This is a genomic window from Bacillus sp. FSL M7-1020, assembly GCF_038050415.1.
GTDB classification, from domain to species: domain Bacteria; phylum Bacillota; class Bacilli; order Bacillales; family Bacillaceae_G; genus Bacillus_A; species Bacillus_A toyonensis.
In genome coordinates this window covers 521,163-537,153 of the sequence record NZ_JBBOTW010000001.1, presented here as the reverse complement: position 1 = coordinate 537,153, position 15,991 = coordinate 521,163, and the positions used below count along the sequence as shown (strand labels likewise).

At 36.8% G+C, this 15,991-nt stretch carries 15 protein-coding genes; 1 reads left to right on the top strand and 14 read right to left on the bottom strand.

Features of this window, described 5'->3' with window-relative positions; all coding sequences use genetic code 11:
* Positions 1–5: 5 nt before the first annotated feature.
* From cerA to bdhA, 3 genes are all read right to left on the bottom strand, one after another.
* Complete coding sequence (cerA, locus tag MHB70_RS02585; protein WP_000731002.1) at positions 6–857, bottom strand: phospholipase CerA; 852 nt, start codon at positions 855–857, stop codon at positions 6–8.
* Positions 858–1,121: 264 nt separating this feature from the next.
* A complete protein-coding gene (locus MHB70_RS02580; protein WP_000947914.1) occupies positions 1,122–1,466 on the bottom strand; it encodes a potassium channel family protein in 345 nt (114 codons plus the stop codon).
* Between the two features lie 119 nt (positions 1,467–1,585).
* The gene (gene bdhA, locus MHB70_RS02575; protein ID WP_000645832.1) at positions 1,586–2,638 is read right to left on the bottom strand and encodes a (R,R)-butanediol dehydrogenase; all 1,053 of its coding nucleotides are present in this window, start codon (positions 2,636–2,638) and stop codon (positions 1,586–1,588) included.
* 225 nt (positions 2,639–2,863) lie between these two features.
* Between bdhA and MHB70_RS02570 the strand changes: the two genes are divergently transcribed.
* Positions 2,864–4,018 (top strand): MFS transporter, encoded by a 1,155-nt coding sequence (locus MHB70_RS02570; protein WP_000873261.1) that lies wholly within the window; start codon positions 2,864–2,866, stop codon positions 4,016–4,018.
* 18 nt (positions 4,019–4,036) lie between these two features.
* Here MHB70_RS02570 and MHB70_RS02565 read toward each other — a convergent pair whose 3' ends face one another.
* From MHB70_RS02565 to MHB70_RS02515, 11 genes are all read right to left on the bottom strand, one after another.
* Positions 4,037–4,366: a hypothetical protein gene (locus tag MHB70_RS02565; protein ID WP_000964464.1), complete on the bottom strand. Its 330-nt coding sequence runs from the start codon at positions 4,364–4,366 to the stop codon at positions 4,037–4,039.
* 16 nt (positions 4,367–4,382) lie between these two features.
* Positions 4,383–4,670, bottom strand: a complete 288-nt coding sequence (locus MHB70_RS02560) for a hypothetical protein (protein ID WP_225988027.1) — start codon at positions 4,668–4,670, stop codon at positions 4,383–4,385.
* Between the two features lie 375 nt (positions 4,671–5,045).
* The gene (gene inhA2 / locus MHB70_RS02555; protein WP_000822999.1) at positions 5,046–7,445 is read right to left on the bottom strand and encodes a M6 family metalloprotease immune inhibitor InhA2; all 2,400 of its coding nucleotides are present in this window, start codon (positions 7,443–7,445) and stop codon (positions 5,046–5,048) included.
* A gap of 444 nt (positions 7,446–7,889) precedes the next feature.
* Entirely contained in the window at positions 7,890–8,537 is a 648-nt protein-coding gene (gene fsa, locus MHB70_RS02550) for a fructose-6-phosphate aldolase (protein WP_000667666.1), read from the bottom strand.
* Between the two features lie 34 nt (positions 8,538–8,571).
* Positions 8,572–9,498 (bottom strand): ribose ABC transporter substrate-binding protein RbsB, encoded by a 927-nt coding sequence (gene rbsB, locus MHB70_RS02545; RefSeq protein ID WP_000758982.1) that lies wholly within the window; start codon positions 9,496–9,498, stop codon positions 8,572–8,574.
* Between the two features lie 14 nt (positions 9,499–9,512).
* Positions 9,513–10,448 carry an ABC transporter permease subunit gene (locus MHB70_RS02540; protein WP_001074641.1) on the bottom strand — a complete coding sequence of 312 codons (936 nt, stop codon included), beginning with the start codon at positions 10,446–10,448 and terminating at the stop codon, positions 9,513–9,515.
* Positions 10,449–10,450: 2 nt separating this feature from the next.
* Complete coding sequence (gene rbsA, locus MHB70_RS02535) at positions 10,451–11,935, bottom strand: ribose ABC transporter ATP-binding protein RbsA (protein ID WP_061530695.1); 1,485 nt, start codon at positions 11,933–11,935, stop codon at positions 10,451–10,453.
* An 18-nt stretch (positions 11,936–11,953) separates the two neighbouring features.
* Positions 11,954–12,349 (bottom strand): D-ribose pyranase, encoded by a 396-nt coding sequence (gene rbsD, locus MHB70_RS02530; protein WP_000716145.1) that lies wholly within the window; start codon positions 12,347–12,349, stop codon positions 11,954–11,956.
* On the bottom strand, positions 12,346–13,242 hold the full coding sequence (gene rbsK / locus MHB70_RS02525; protein ID WP_001132876.1) for a ribokinase: 897 nt from the start codon (positions 13,240–13,242) through the stop codon (positions 12,346–12,348). Before rbsK ends, rbsD begins: the two co-directional genes overlap by 4 nt.
* Positions 13,243–13,255: 13 nt before the next feature.
* A complete protein-coding gene (gene rbsR, locus MHB70_RS02520; protein ID WP_000104025.1) occupies positions 13,256–14,227 on the bottom strand; it encodes a ribose operon transcriptional repressor RbsR in 972 nt (323 codons plus the stop codon).
* 137 nt (positions 14,228–14,364) lie between these two features.
* Complete coding sequence (locus MHB70_RS02515) at positions 14,365–15,978, bottom strand: MDR family MFS transporter (RefSeq protein WP_000437659.1); 1,614 nt, start codon at positions 15,976–15,978, stop codon at positions 14,365–14,367.
* Between the last annotated feature and the right edge of the window lie 13 nt (positions 15,979–15,991).

Here is a 15,991-nt window from a genome sequence, read left to right as displayed (position 1 = left end):
AATACTTAACGATTTCCGTACGTATCAAACCAAAGCTGGATGTATCCAGCAGTAACACGTTGTGCATCCATTAAACGCTTACCTGTCATTGGTGTAACTTCAGCGCGCCATTTATCTGCATAATCTTGCGATACAGCAGCTCTCACGAACCAATCTTTCGTATTATCATTTACAATGCCAGCGTAATCCTGTTTCGCAGCTACTGCCGCTCCATGAATCCAATCTTCTGGATTTGTACCTTTCCAGTTCCAATATCCATTTCCATCCGTTACTTTGTAATTATCTTTTATCGTATCTACAAAGTTTTCATATTTAGAATGGAACCCTTGTGGATACGAAAGATTTGTAAAGTTTGCCGCATGCATCGGTTGGTTTACATCTCCTAAATAATGAAGAGATAATCCTAAATAGAAGAATGCTTGTTTCATATCTTTATTTTTGTATGACTCACCAGCTAATTTAAAATATTTAGCTCCAGTTTCCTTCGCCTGCTTTGCATATGGAATATACGTTTTCCCGTTATCAGGGTCATAGAAGTGTGAAGCAAATGTGCTATTATCATAATAAGGATTTTCATAGTCAGCAGCATAAATACCGTTCTCTAACTCCGTACGCCATTCATTTAATAGTGCAACTCGCTCTTGTTTTACAAGTGTTGTATTACGAGACATAATATCCATTGCACGGTTTACAATCCATAAATGAGAGTTTACACCTTCTTTATGTTTATCTTCAGCAGACCAGCGCGGAATAACGCCTACTCTCTGTCCTCCATCGTTTTCATGAGCAAACGCAACACTTTGTAACGGTGCTACTAACGTAATAGCTGCTGCTAAGGCAAGAACTTTCTTTTTCATCTGAAATCCTCCATTTTATAATTAAATTATTGTAAACATTTTGCTAGGATCCTACGATGTCATCTGGTTAACCTATGACTAGAATATCCCACCTTTCATAAAAATTCTATCAATAAATTAAAATATGCAAATGTTCATATCATTATAACTTTATACATAGTGAATATAATGAATGAATGCACTTACATTGTAATAAATTATTGTTAAGCTACTGCAAATACTTGTCTAAACTAATGTAAAAAAAGAGTAAAGCAATTACATGCTTTACTCTTTTCTTCTATTCGATAATATACTTGGTAGTTGCACATTAACCGCCAACTTATGAATAAATCCAAACACTAATCCAATCCCGATAAATATGTATAGTATCGTAAATATCTTCCCAAAATCAGTTTGAGGACTAAAATCTTTATCGCCTACAGTTGTCAGTGTCACAACACTAAAATATAAAGCATCAAGGATACGTAATCCCTCCACTGTGCTATAAAAGATTGTACCCGATATTAAAGTCAAAATTGTTAATACGAATAAAACTTGAAATTCTTTATCCTTCCACGCTCGCAAACAGGCTCTTAGCATACGTTTCAATGTTAAAAAAAACGAAAGCATCCAACTTTCCCTCCCAAACAAAAGTACATTTAGTCAAAGGAAAGTCTATCACCTTTCCGTATAGAAAAAAAGTAGCCCTCTTCTATTTCTAGAAAAGGGCTACTTTTTTCAATTCTTTATTATTTAGGTGAAACAAGAATTTTCACTTGTGTTTTATCTTTTACAAGTGCTTCAAATCCTTCTTCAACAACTTGATCCACTGTAATTTTTTTCGTAATTAATTTCTCTGCTTGAATTTGACCAGAGCTAATTAATTTAATAACAGCTGGGAAGATGTGACGGTATCCAAGAATACCGATAACTTCTTTTTCTTTTAATACAAGGTTGTTCGGAGTAATTGTTGCATCTTTTTCCCATACACTAACAATTACTGTTTGTCCTTCGAAACTTGTACTTTCAATTGCTTGACGTAGTACAACTTCAACACCTGTTACTTCAAAACTAACATTTACACCTAAACCGTTTGTTAAGTTACGAATTTCTGCTAATACATCTTGAGTTGCTGGATTTAATACGTAATCCGCACCTGCTAATTTCGCTAACTCTTGACGTTCTTTAGAAAGTTCAACTGCGATAACAGGAGTTGCTCCTGCTGCTTTAGCTGCTTGGATAACAAGAAGTCCAATTGGACCACAACCAAATACTGCTACAGCTTCCCCTTCTTTTAATTTACTTTGACGTACTGCATGAACTGCTACTGCTGCTGGTTCTACAAGTGCACCTTGTTCATACGTCATTTCATCTGGAATATGATGAACCATATCTTCTGGTACTACTGTATATTCAGAGAAGCCACCGCCGTCTCCACCAAGACCGTGGAAAACAAGCTGTTCACAAACATTGTAATGTCCATGTTTACAAGCTTCACATTTACCACAAGAATAAATTGGTTCTACAACAACGCGGTCTCCCACTTTATGAGATGTAACACCTTCACCAATTTCAACTACCTCACCACTAAATTCATGACCTAAAATAACAGGTGCTTTCACATGTGTTAATGGGTGCTCTTCTGTCGGAATAAAAATTGGCCCTGCTAAATATTCATGCAAGTCTGTCCCGCAAATACCACACCATTTAACTTTAATTTTTACTGCTCCTGGTCGTACAGTTGGTTCTGGTACTTCTTCTACTCGTACATCACGTTGATTATGCCAAAGTAATGCTTTCATTTTAAACATCCCTCTCTATGTATATACTTAACCTGGTGAAGTTTACAAATCTATTATAATACTTATATCCATATATTTCAAAAAAACAATCTCACTTTCACTAAATTTTAACAAATAACGTTCAATATTTTGTCACTTTGTACTTTTTTCCACATCTGTTAATTCAATTTCATTGCAGTTGAAATTAGCAGTATGCCATAATAGCATAGGAGAGGTGAATATCGCTTGAAATATTTTATTTACTTTATTGTTATCGTAGCTTTTTTAGATACATTTTCACAATTACCTATTATGAGTACGTTCGCTCAAAGCCTTGGAGGAACTCCTCTTATTATTGGGCTAGTTGTCGGTATGTACTCATTTGCTAATATGATTGGTAATATTATTGCTGGAGCTGCCGTCGATAAATTTGGTGCAAAAAAAATACTTTATATAAGCATGGGATTTACGAGTTTCATAGTCTTGTTATATACCGTTGTTCAAAGTGGTGAACAACTATTAGTTGTGCGCTTTATGCACGGTTTTAGTGACGGATTTTTAATTCCTGCTGCCTTTACATTTTTATCAAAACAAACAAATTCAGCAAAGCAAGGTAAGGCAATGGCTCTATCTGGTGCTGCTGTTGGAACAGCGGCTATCGTAGGTCCTGCTTTCAGTGGCATTATGAAAGCGACAGCTGGAATAGAATGGGTTTTCATTACTATTTCTATTTTAATGGTTCTTGGTACAATCGTATCTCTATTCTTCTTACCAAATAACGTGTCAAGAAAAAATACATCAAGAACACAAATGATGAACAAAGAAGATATGTTTGAACTATTGAAATCAGAACCGTTATTACAGGCATATATTGGTGCTTTCACTCTAATGTTTTCACAAGGAATTGTCACATATATGTTACCAGTAAAAGTTGAGGCATTAGCACTTAAAGCATCTACAACAGGTATGATGCTAAGTGTATTCGGAATTACCGCTATCCTCTTCTTCTTACTTCCAACAAATCGTATTTACGATCGATTTAATCGCTCAAAACTAATGCTAATTGGTATTGCAGTAATGGCATTAGCGTTATCTTTACTTGGATTATTCGCAACAAAAGGCATGCTCTTTATCGTTATGATGATTTATGGCATTGGATTCGCTATCCTTTTCCCATCGATAAATGCATTACTTGTTGAAAATACGACAGATGATAATCGCGGGAAAGCCTTCGGATTATTTTATGCATTCTTCTCATTAGGAGTTGTTGCTGGTTCCTTTACAGTTGGAGCAATCGGGGCATCACCTAGCGTCAGCTTCATTATCGGAACTGCATTCTTATTAACCTTTGCCAGTATGATTTACGTAAGAAGCAAAGTAAAAAAGACAATGATGGGTTAATTCCATCATTGTCTTTTTTTAAAATGCATATTGATATAACCCATAATATAACGGCAAAGTTGGGATCACACCAATTAATTTGAATATAAAAGGTAGCGGTTCATCCTTCTCTTCATATAAACGTAAAATAAAAACGGCACTCAAAGTCCAAATAATGCTAAACACGAAGATGCATTTCCAAACGATTGAGGTTAATATTTCTACATCGAAGACAAAACCAAATAGCCCTATCCACGTAATAATGGACACTACAAAATCAAATTTTTGAATTGGTGTTTGAAACATCCCTCTTATTAATGAAGTAATAGTTAATATCGCTACAATTACTAAATAAATTTTCCACAACATAATGATAAGCTCCTGTTCAATTTTTCACTTTCAATAAACCATACTTAATAAATAAGCTGGCATTATATTTTTCATAGAAATAATACAACGGATAACAAAATAAGAAGAAAATAAGTACGGTTGGTACATTGTCTATAATAGAAAAATATTTTCCTAGCAATTCTTTAATGCTCTCACCAATCATAATAAACAGTGGGATTATACAAATTGCCGCTAATATTAAACATGGCGTTATCCTTATTTCTTTCAGCTTCACCTTACAATGTGGACACCTTAATGAAAAAAGATGTGGGATGTCGATAATATGTTATGCAGTAATATTTCCTTCACACTGTGGGCATACAATTGTTTCTTTCATTTATAACTTCTCCTTTCTACTCACAAAAAAAAGCTCTATCGAATAGAGCTCTTTTTTCGCCTAATATAGATTACTTTTGCGTATAACCAAGTAATACTGTAAATAAGCTTATGTATAAAAGCAATACTACTTTCTTCCTTAAAAAAAGAAACTGAATAAATACCGACGATACTTCGACAATTTCCTCGGAAATATTTCCTTTCCCCACATAATTTGATACACTACATATGAACAGACACTTGTATTACATAAACTAAAATAATAACTTACTGTACAAATTAAAAAGCACATTCTCCATATGAAGAATGTGCTTTTATTTTATTAACGCTTAATCCAAACAGCACCTGCAGACTTATCCTCTGCTTGTCCAACAACTTGGAATTTAAGACCAAGATTTGGCACTTTTCGTCCTGCATCAGCAATTTGCTTGTTACTGTATACTTTTGAATCATCAAATGTTGTAACACCTTGTAATCCAGCATAATTAAACTGTCCACGTGTTAATGAATTTACACTCCATGCTGGTGTTTGATCAAATGCAAATGCAGCGTCTGCAATTTGCATGCCTGTATTACCGTACGCTGGTTTCCCGTTCAAATTACCAACAAACGCTTCTGGATGAGAGTCTACAACCCCAAGGAATCCTTCACCTGGATGCACCCCAACCCAGTTATCTTTGAAACTATCATCTGCATACCAAACGACAAGACCTGTATTGTATACCGGACCTCTTCCTGCTTTTAATCCATTATCTGATCCAGCGTAGTTTCTCCACTCTAAATAATAATAATGAGCTTTCTTCTCTGTCCCATCAGAAACAACGAATCCATTTAACTGCATTTTTGACTGTCCTTCTGCATCATCAGAAAACACATCTTGTCCATCAACAGTTACACTTACATTATCCATCGCGAAACCTTTATATGTTACAGCTGGATCTGTAATGTAGTCGAATTGTAGTTTCACTTTCTTCCCTTTAAATTGACTTAAATCGTATGATTTATCAATCCATTTCCCATCTGTTGTATCTTTATCTCCTTGTACTACTTTTTCTCCAAGTCTATCAATTAATGTTTTTGTTCCATCTTCTGTTACTGCATGTACTTCAACAAAATCGCACTCTGCTTCTAACTCATAATTTGCTTTATAATCGAATTTTGCATTTGTTCCTTTTGTTAAATCAAAGAATGGTGTCTCTAGTGTTGTGTGCATATCATCTCCTCTTGTACTATAATATGCATGCTTTCCAAACTCAGGTTTAATCGTTTCAACACTCTTACCTGGCAAATTAACACGTACAACACCTGGACGATTTGATTTCGTAACACTTTGATCAATATATGTAGGAATTCCTACACCACGCTTAATTTTATCGTAATCTACTTCTAAAATTTTCGCCCAGTTGCCACCCATATTCTTTTGTAAGAAGTCTTTATTTTGTGGTGAAAAACTAGTCGGCTCTGTTCCTGCAATTTTTCCTGTCCAACTGCCTCCACTCATTAATGACCAAGCTTCAACAGGTGAACCATTTCCAGTATATTTCGTATCATATTCATCCGGTAAACCAAGGTCATGTCCAAATTCATGTGCAAACACACCTACAGCGCCATCTTCTGGTTCAATTGTGTAATCATGCGCTGCTACTTTTCCACCAAAGTAATCTACCTTTGATTTTGTCCCTTCAATCGCTACTGGATCTGTAGCTAATTTTGAACGATGTGACCAAATTGCATCATCACCTAATTTACCGCCACCAGCTTCTTGACCAACACCAGAATGAATTACCATTAAATGATCAATTACACCGTCAGGTTCATTTTGATTCCCATCGCCATTTGTATCATATCTATCGAATTGATCGAACTGAGATAAGTCTAACCCTTTCTCAGCAGCTGCATGTAAAGCTTCCTTCACTAAATCACGTGCACCTTTTGGTCCTTTATTATCGTGACCACTGCTACCATCAGCTCCATAATCAGATGCTTTTCCTGGAACAGTTAGCCACTCCGTTACATATCCGTCTGTCGTATAGCTACCGCCAGACTGCTCTTCATAATATTGTTTAAACGTTTTTACTTTCGAACCATCAAATAATGTATAAGGCTCATTACCAAACAACATCTTTTGATAATGTTCTCTACTAAAGTCTTTCGAATACATATAACCTGGTGTTTGATCAATATTATTATGTTTATAATCACTAAATTCAACGAGTAGCACTAATACTTTATCAGATCGAACAGATCCCTTATATGGAGCTTGCTTTGCCTTAGAAGTTGGAACTTGTCCATTCAATTGCTTTTTATTTGGTTCCGGCTTTTGCTCAGGGCTAACATTTTTTTCAGCCTTCTTTACGTTCTCCTTTTCTTCCATCTTCTTCTCTTTTACCTTTTTCACGAAATCAGATGCTTCTTTTGCCGTATCCTCTGGAAGAATTTCTTTATTCGCTTGATCTCCTTGCTTCTTTTCAATATACTGCTCGACAGCTTTTTTCGTCTCTTCTTTAGAAGATGCTGGATTAATTGTTCCTCTTTCTTTCAGCGCTTCCGCTAAACGATCTTCTTGAATTAAATTGTAATCAATTGGTGTTGTAGACACATTATCTTTTTCTTTCGCTGGCGTTTCTGCGTATGCTAACGGAGCACTCATTACAGATGTACATCCGATAATTGCCGCAATTGCTAACGTTGATAGTACTTTAAATGGAGCTTTTCTTTTCATCCTCTGTCTCTCCTTTTATAAAACTTAAAATTCAGATAAATAAGTGCATTTAAATCGAAATCCCCGCTTTCTACCCTCCCTATATAAAAAGGCATAATTCTATAAACGTTAAGCTTTCTGTTATAGAATCATGCCCTCCAGTTTTCTGGTCAGACCCTCTATCTTTTTATCCCACTATTTGCTGGGCAGTAAGACTCCCACCTCAAAATTCGACGAACGCGAGGAAGTTAGGCGGGAGATAACTTCCCGTAAAAGCCCGATGGGGGATGACCCCCCCACTGATTAAAGTTTTACTTTATATCGAAATATAAAAAACAAAGAGTGATTTGTATATATTAAATAGCTTATATTAAAAATTTAAAAGACAATATGCAAAATTGCATGAAAATTCCTTCAAATAAAAAAAGAACCCTAGTCAATTAAACTAGGATTCTCGATTTCATATTATTTCTCTTGTGTTTTTTCCCAATCAGCTAAGAATTTCTCAATCCCTTGATCTGTTAATGGGTGCTTCACTAATGAAGCAATTACGTTTGCTGGGATTGTTGCAATATGTGCACCATTTAGTGCTGCGTCAGTTACGTGAACGCTGTGACGTACAGATGCTGCAATGATTTCTGTTTCAATGCCGTGAATTGCAAAGATTTCTGCGATTTGGCGAATTAAGTCCATACCGTTATGACCGATATCATCTAGGCGACCTAAGAATGGTGAAACGTATGTCGCACCAGCGCGAGCTGCAAGTAATGCTTGAACTGCTGAGAATACTAATGTAACGTTTGTACGAATTCCTAAATCTGAAAATGCTTTTACTGCTTTTAAACCTTCCGTTGTCATCGGTACTTTTACAACAACGTTTGGAGCAATCTTCGCTAATTCTTTTCCTTCTTCAATCATTTTATCAGCTTCTAAGCTAATTACTTCTGCACTTACAGGTCCTTCTATAAAGCTGCAAATTTCACGAATACGCTCATGGAAATCTACGCCTTCTTTTGCTACAAGTGATGGGTTTGTCGTTACTCCAGCTACTACGCCTAATGCATTTGCCTCTTTAATTTCGTTAATGTTTGCTGTATCAATAAAGAATTTCATTTGTTATTCTTCCTTCCTAATTTTCATTTTATATTTATTTATTTTTTTTAATAAGCTCTAATTCAATCGGAATAGATTTGTCCACTTTTTTACCTTGTGTTATTTCTTTTGCTGTTTGCATCGCCTTCTCTCCGATTAATTCCGGTTTTTGAGCGACTGTTGCAGCCATACGCCCATCGTTAACCGCTTTCACAGCATCGTCTGTTGCATCAAATCCAACAACTACTACATCCGTTTTCCCAGCAGATTTTAATGCCTCAAGTGCCCCTAATGCCATTTCATCGTTATGAGCAAATACCGCTTTAATATCGCTATTCGCTTGCAAAATATTTTCCATAACAGATAAACCTTTTGCACGATCGAAATCAGCTGCTTGTTTTGCTACTACTTTTAAAGACTTATCAGCTACGTTATGGAATCCTTTCCCACGCTCACGAGCAGCTGAGGATCCAGGGATTCCTTCTAACTCAGCAACGTTCGCTCCCCCGCCAACTAATTCACGAATGTAATCACTAGCCATTTGACCACCTTCGATATTGTTAGAAGCAATGTGCGAAACAACTTTACCTGAATTCGCAACGCGGTCTACTGTAATAACAGGAACATTCGCTGCATTTGCCGCACTTACTGCTGAAGCAACAGCATCTGAATCGGTTGGATTAATAACAACTACGTCCACACCTTTTTGAATTAAATCTTCAACATCGTTCGTTTGCTTTGCTGCATCGTTTTGTGCATCAACAGCAATCAATTCAATGCCACTATCTTTCGCTTTCTTTTCTGCACCTTTTTTCAAAGTCACGAAAAATGGATTGTTTAAAGTTGAAACAGAGAATCCAACTTTAATAGTTTTATTTCGACCTTTATCGCTAGAATCCTTTGCCCATTCTGGTGGTTCCATTGAACAACCAGCAGTAATGACCATAATACATGCAACGAGTATAAGTAACCATTTCTTCATGAACTGCCCCTCCATTACGCTTCTTTTCGACGATCAATTAATACAGCTAGTAAGATTACAAGTCCTTTTACAACTTGTTGGAAGAAAGAAGATACACCTAATAAATTTAAACCGTTATTTAGTACACCGATAATAAGTACACCGATGAATGTACCAACAATCCATCCTCTTCCTCCAGAAAGACTTGTCCCTCCTAATACAACTGCTGCAATTGCATCTAATTCGTAAGAAGTACCCGCAGTCGGCTGTGCTGAATCTAATCGTGATGTTAAGACAATACCTGCAAGCGCTGCCAAGATTCCGGAAAGACCGTAAATCATTACTTTAATTCTCGTAACATTAATACCTGATAGTGCTGCTGCTTCTTCATTTCCACCAATTGCAAATGTACGGCGACCAAATGTCGTTTTCTTCAAAATGAAGTACAGCACTGCGAAAGCGATCATCATTGTAACAGCTGGTACCGGAATACCAAGAAAATAACCGCGGCCAAACATTTGGAACATTAAATGATCACCAAGACCAGTGATCGGACGTCCGTCCATATAAACAAGCGTCAACCCACGAAAAATAGTCATTGTTGCTAAAGTCGCAATAAATGGAGCTACTTTTCCTTTCGCAATGATGATACCGTTTACAATTCCCATTACAAGACCAGCAAGTAATCCAACTGCCATTGCAAGGAACGGGTCCATGCCACTTGCCATCATTCCAGCAACAAGTGCACTTGATAATGCTAAAATAGAACCTACCGATAAGTCAATACCCCCTGTTAAAATTACAAAGGTCATTCCGAATGCAATAAGCGCATTAATCGATACTTGACGCAGTATATTAAATAAATTTGGAATTTCAATAAATGCTGGATTTAAAGCTGTAATTACGACAATAATTAATACTAAACCGATTAAAGAACCGAGTTGTTGTAATACATTCCCCTTCTTAGCCATCCTTACTCTCCCCCTGTAGCTAGTGCCATTATAGACTCTTGTGATGCCTCATCTTTCCCTAAAATACCGCCGACTTTTCCTTCATGAATAACAAGAACTCGATCGCTCATCCCTAAAACTTCGGGCAGCTCAGATGATACCATAATAACGGCATCTCCTTGTTCAGTAAGCTTATTCATAATAGAGTAAATTTCTTTTTTCGCTCCAACATCCACACCTCTTGTTGGCTCATCTAAAATGAGTAACTGCGGATGAATACCTAACCATTTCGCAATTACAATCTTTTGCTGATTTCCACCAGAAAGAGATTTCACCGCTTGCTCTCCACTAGATGCTTTCACATTAAGAAGTTTCATCATGTCCTCTGTAAACTGTTGTTCTAGTTCGTTACTAAGGACACTTCCCTTTGAAAGACTTTCTAAATTCGGTAACGCTAAATTTTCTCGAATTGAGAAATCTAACACTAATCCTTCAGACTTTCTATCCTCTGTAATGAAAGCAATTCTTTGTCTAATTGCATCTATCGGACTATCAATCTTTACTTCTTGTCCGTTTATAAAAATTTGTCCAGAGTCTAAAGGTTCATATCCAAATATCGCTTTCATAATATCTGTGCGACCAGCTCCCATCAAGCCAGCTACACCAAGAATTTCACCTTTTCTAACTTGAAACGAAACATTTTCAAATTTCCCCTTTTTCGTTCCGTTACGCATTTCAAAAATTACTTCACCAATTTGACTATTTCGCTCTGGGTAACGTTCACCAATGCTGCGCCCCACCATCATACTCACTACTTCATCAAATGACGTTTCCGGAATTAATCTTTTCCCTACATATTCTCCATCACGCAAAATTGTAATAGCATCACATATTGAGAATATTTCTTCCATGCGGTGTGAAATGTAAACGAATGAAACCCCTTCTTTACGTAACTTATTTATAACTGTAAAGAGCGTTTCAATTTCACGATCCGTCAGTGCCGCAGTTGGTTCATCCATAATAATAACGCTTGCGCTTGTCATCAATGCTTTCGCAATTTCAATAATTTGCTGTTGTCCAACTGATAGCTCTCCTGCTAACATAGCACCTTTTACATGTAATCCTAGCTCCGCCAATTGCTGCTGCGCAATCGCGTTCATTTGACGAGTACGTAAAACACCTGTTTTCCCATACATTAACTCTTTACCGAGAAACATATTTTCAGCTACTGTTAAATTTGGCAATATGTTCAGTTCTTGATGTATAAATGCAATGCCGTACTCTTCCGCTTCTTTCGCATTTTTAAAAGTGCGTTCTTGCCCATCAATCGTGACTGTTCCACCTTCTTTTGTATATACACCTGTTAAAATCTTCATGAGCGTCGATTTACCCGCTCCATTTTCCCCCATCAATGCATGGACTTCTCCTGCTTCAATCATAAACTGTGCATTCTTCAAAACAGGATTTCCACTGAACGCCTTTGAAATGTTTTTCATTTCAATACGCATTCTCATCACTTCCCTTTATTAAAAAATCACGCCTGCATGCAAAATTACATTGGCATAAGGCGTAGCCTCTCCTGTACGGATAATTGCCTTCGCTTTTTTTGTATTTTCTTTAAATTGTTCATGTGATACATATTCAAATGCTGGTTCTTTTAATTGCAGCTCAATCTCTTTATTTACTTCCGCATTATTGATAATGACTTCTTCTGCTAACGTCACTTTTTCAATTGCCATATCATCAGCTACAACTTGTAATACATCTAAAAAACTCGGCTTTCCAAGTTCAACAGCTAAATCAATTCGCTTTACTCCATCAGGAATCGGTAATCCGCAATCAGCAATTACAAGCGTATCTGTATGTCCGAGTGAAGCCAGGACTGCCGCAATCTCACTGTTTAATACACCGTGCTTTTTCATCCGACAATCACCTGCACTTCACGTACTCTATCTCTCGTCGGCATACCGCCTTGTGCCCCAAGTTTTGTTACAGAAAGGCCTCCAGCAATATTCGCAAAACGAATTGCTTTTTGAAGCGTTTCTCCTTCAGAAAGTGCAACTGCTAACGCACCATTAAATGTATCACCAGCTCCAGTCGTATCCACTACATCAACAGCAATGCTAGGAATATGTAGAATCTCCGTACCATTATGGAAACGAACACCGTTAGAACCTTCTGTCATCAATAGTTTATTTGGATATTTCGCCAGTAAATCTTCAATTGGTGATGTAAAATCATCTAATACAATGCGGCACTCATGTTCATTTGGCGTAATATACGTTGCCTTTTCTAATATGTCTTCTGATAACACTTGTGCTGGCGCTGGATTCAACATAACTGGAATTTTATGTTCTTCGCAAATAGATAGAACATACTTTACTGTTTCAAGCGGAATCTCTAATTGTAGAACAACCATATCAGCTTTTACGAGAAGATCTTTTGAACGATTTACAACCGATTCATTCACAAGAGCATTTGCTCCTTGTACGACAACAATACTGTTATCCTCTTCTGCTAAAACGATATGAGCAATTCCTGTCGTTCTATCTGTAACCGGTACCACATAGTCGATAAAAACACGTTCGTTCTCTAAATTTTTTCTAACTACTGTTCCGTAATCATCATTTCCTACTGCTCCAACCATTGCTACATTGGCACCTAATCTAGCTGCAGCAACTGCTTGGTTCGCCCCTTTCCCTCCTGGGATCGTATGAAATGCTTCACCAATTACTGTTTCTCCTGCTTTCGGCCGTTTCTTTGAAACAGCCACTAAGTCCATTGAAATACTACCTACTACTGCAATATTTGGCATCTGTTTCATCTCCTTACTTCGTTGTATTTCTTTCTATAATTTTAATCGGTAAACGATAGTGTTTCTCTTCCAATGCATTTCCTTCCATTTGCTCTAACAACAACTCTGTTGCAATTTTCCCCATCTCATATATTGGCTGTGCAACAGTTGTAATAGATGGATACATCATTTCTGTTAAAGAAATTCCATCGAATCCGATAATTTGTAAATCGTCAGGAATAGCCATTCCTTTTTGAAGTGCAGCCTTTACAATACCAATTGCAATTAAATCATTCCCAGCAACAATACCATCAATATGCGGGTATTCTTCTAATAATTCCATTGCTACACGCTCACTATTTGCTGGGTCAAATGTACTCTCTGCAATCATATATGAAAGATTATTTTGCGTAATGATATCTACAAAACCTTCAAAACGCTCATTCGCTGTACTTACATCACGTGGTCCACGAATATGTGCAATATGTTTGCATCCTTTATCTATTAACAACCTTGTCGCATCCTGACTTCCTGCATAGTTATCAGCATATACAGTAGGAATACGCTCATTAAACATACGGTCAATCGCAACGACTGGAACTGATAAATTCATGTAATTTATACTATTTTGTGGATTCGTTGCTACAATAAATCCATCTACATTATTTTGTCTAAGTACATCAATGTATTGTTTCTCTTTTTCTAAACTTTCATCAGAGTTACAAAGGACAACTGTGTAACCTTGTTTATGTGCTACATCTTCTACGGCACGTGCAACTTCTGGAAAGAATGGATTCACGATATTTGGAACTACTAACCCAATTAAACGAGATTTTTTATTATATAAAGAACGCGCTACTGTACTAGGTTTATAATCTAGCATTTCAATTGCTCGTTCTACCTTCTTTAACGTATCCTCATGAACATATCCATTTTTATTTAACACTCTGGAAACGGTCGCAACAGATACTCCCGCTAATTTCGCAACGTCTTTAATCGTACTCATTCTCTTTTCTCCTCATTTCATGTAACCGTTTACAGAAAATAATATAACGCATTTATAAAAATACGTCAATCATTTCTCACAAAAAAGCTTTTAAGGTTATACTCAAAAAAGCATCGCCTAATGGCGATGCTTTTTCATTACGTATATGATACAGTTTTTTCTTGTTCTTCTACAGCAGGCTTTTCAGCATCTTTTTTACGATCCGACAGTTTAATTTTCTGTAAGAAAATCGTAAAAATAGCGCCTACTACGATAAATACTAATCCTGTTAAGAATACAGTATGAAGTGAGTCTACTAAAGAATTTTTCAAAATTGGTACGATACTGTTAGCAAATGCTTCTGGCATTTGTTTTAATGCCTCTGGACTAAATAGCATCGAATATAAACCTTGTGGGTCTGTATGAATCATATCTTTAAATTTTGTTACCATTTGTCCCGCTTCTTTCGGGAATGTATCTAATACAGGTACTAACTTATTTGTTAATGTTGTACCTGACGTGTTATTCATAATTGATCCTAAAATTGTAATACCGAATGTCCCACCGATTTGACGGAAAAACTGACTTGATGATGTTACGACACCAAGGTCTTTTTTCGGGAAGCTTTCTTGTAACGCTAATGTTAATGTCGGCATTACAAGACCCATTCCTAAACCGATAACCATCATATAAGAAGTTGCAGTCAGTTTAGTTGTGTGCATATCCATCGTTGTTAATAACCAGAAACCACCAGCCATAATAAGCATACCTGCGATAATTTGTGGTTTTACACCGACTTTTAATACAAGTTGCCCACCAATAATACTCATAACAATCATTGTAATCATCATCGGTGTCATAATCGTTCCCGACTCAGCAGCACTTACTCCTACAATACCTTGCATGAAGAATGGTACGAACATAATCGCACCGAACATTCCGATACTCATAAAGAATCCAATCGCATTAAGTATTGTAAACGTACGGTTTTTAAAGAAATGCATCGGTAAAATTGGTTCTTCAGCTTTCGTTTCAACGATAACGAAACTAACGATACCAATTACAGCTAGTGCAAATAAACCGATAATTTGCCAAGAATCCCATGCGTAATCTTTTCCGCCAAACGTTAACGCAAGTAATAAACTTACAACACCAAGAATCATCGTAAAGATTCCAGCGATATCAATTTTAATTGGTCCCGTTTGTTTATGTGATTTTAATCCCATTGCGATAAAGATTGTTGCTAAAATACCGACTGGCAAGTTAATGTAGAATACCCATCTCCAGTTCACTGCGTCTACAATCCAACCACCAACTTGTGGTCCAATTACAGAAGCAAGACCGTATAACGCACCAAAAATACCTTGCCATTTCGCACGTTCTTTTCCCGTGAACATGTCTCCAATAATAATCATAGCCATCGGCATCATAATACCGCCACCAAGACCTTGAATACCACGGAAAATAATTAATTCTGTCATACCATTTGCCATACCACATAACGCTGAACCAATCATAAAAATAACTAGCCCTGTTATATATACGTTACGACGCCCAAGTAAATCCGCTAATTTACCTGCAATTGGTACGACTGTCGTTGATGTTAACATATAAGCTGTTGTTAACCATGTCATTAAGCTTAGTCCGCCAAGTTCACCAACGATACGCGGCATCGCTGTACCAACGATTGTTCCGTCTAACGCAGCAAATAGCATCGCAATTACTAAACCAATTAACAACAACTTTCTATTTGTATTGCCTTGTTGCTCCATGTAATCTCCTCAA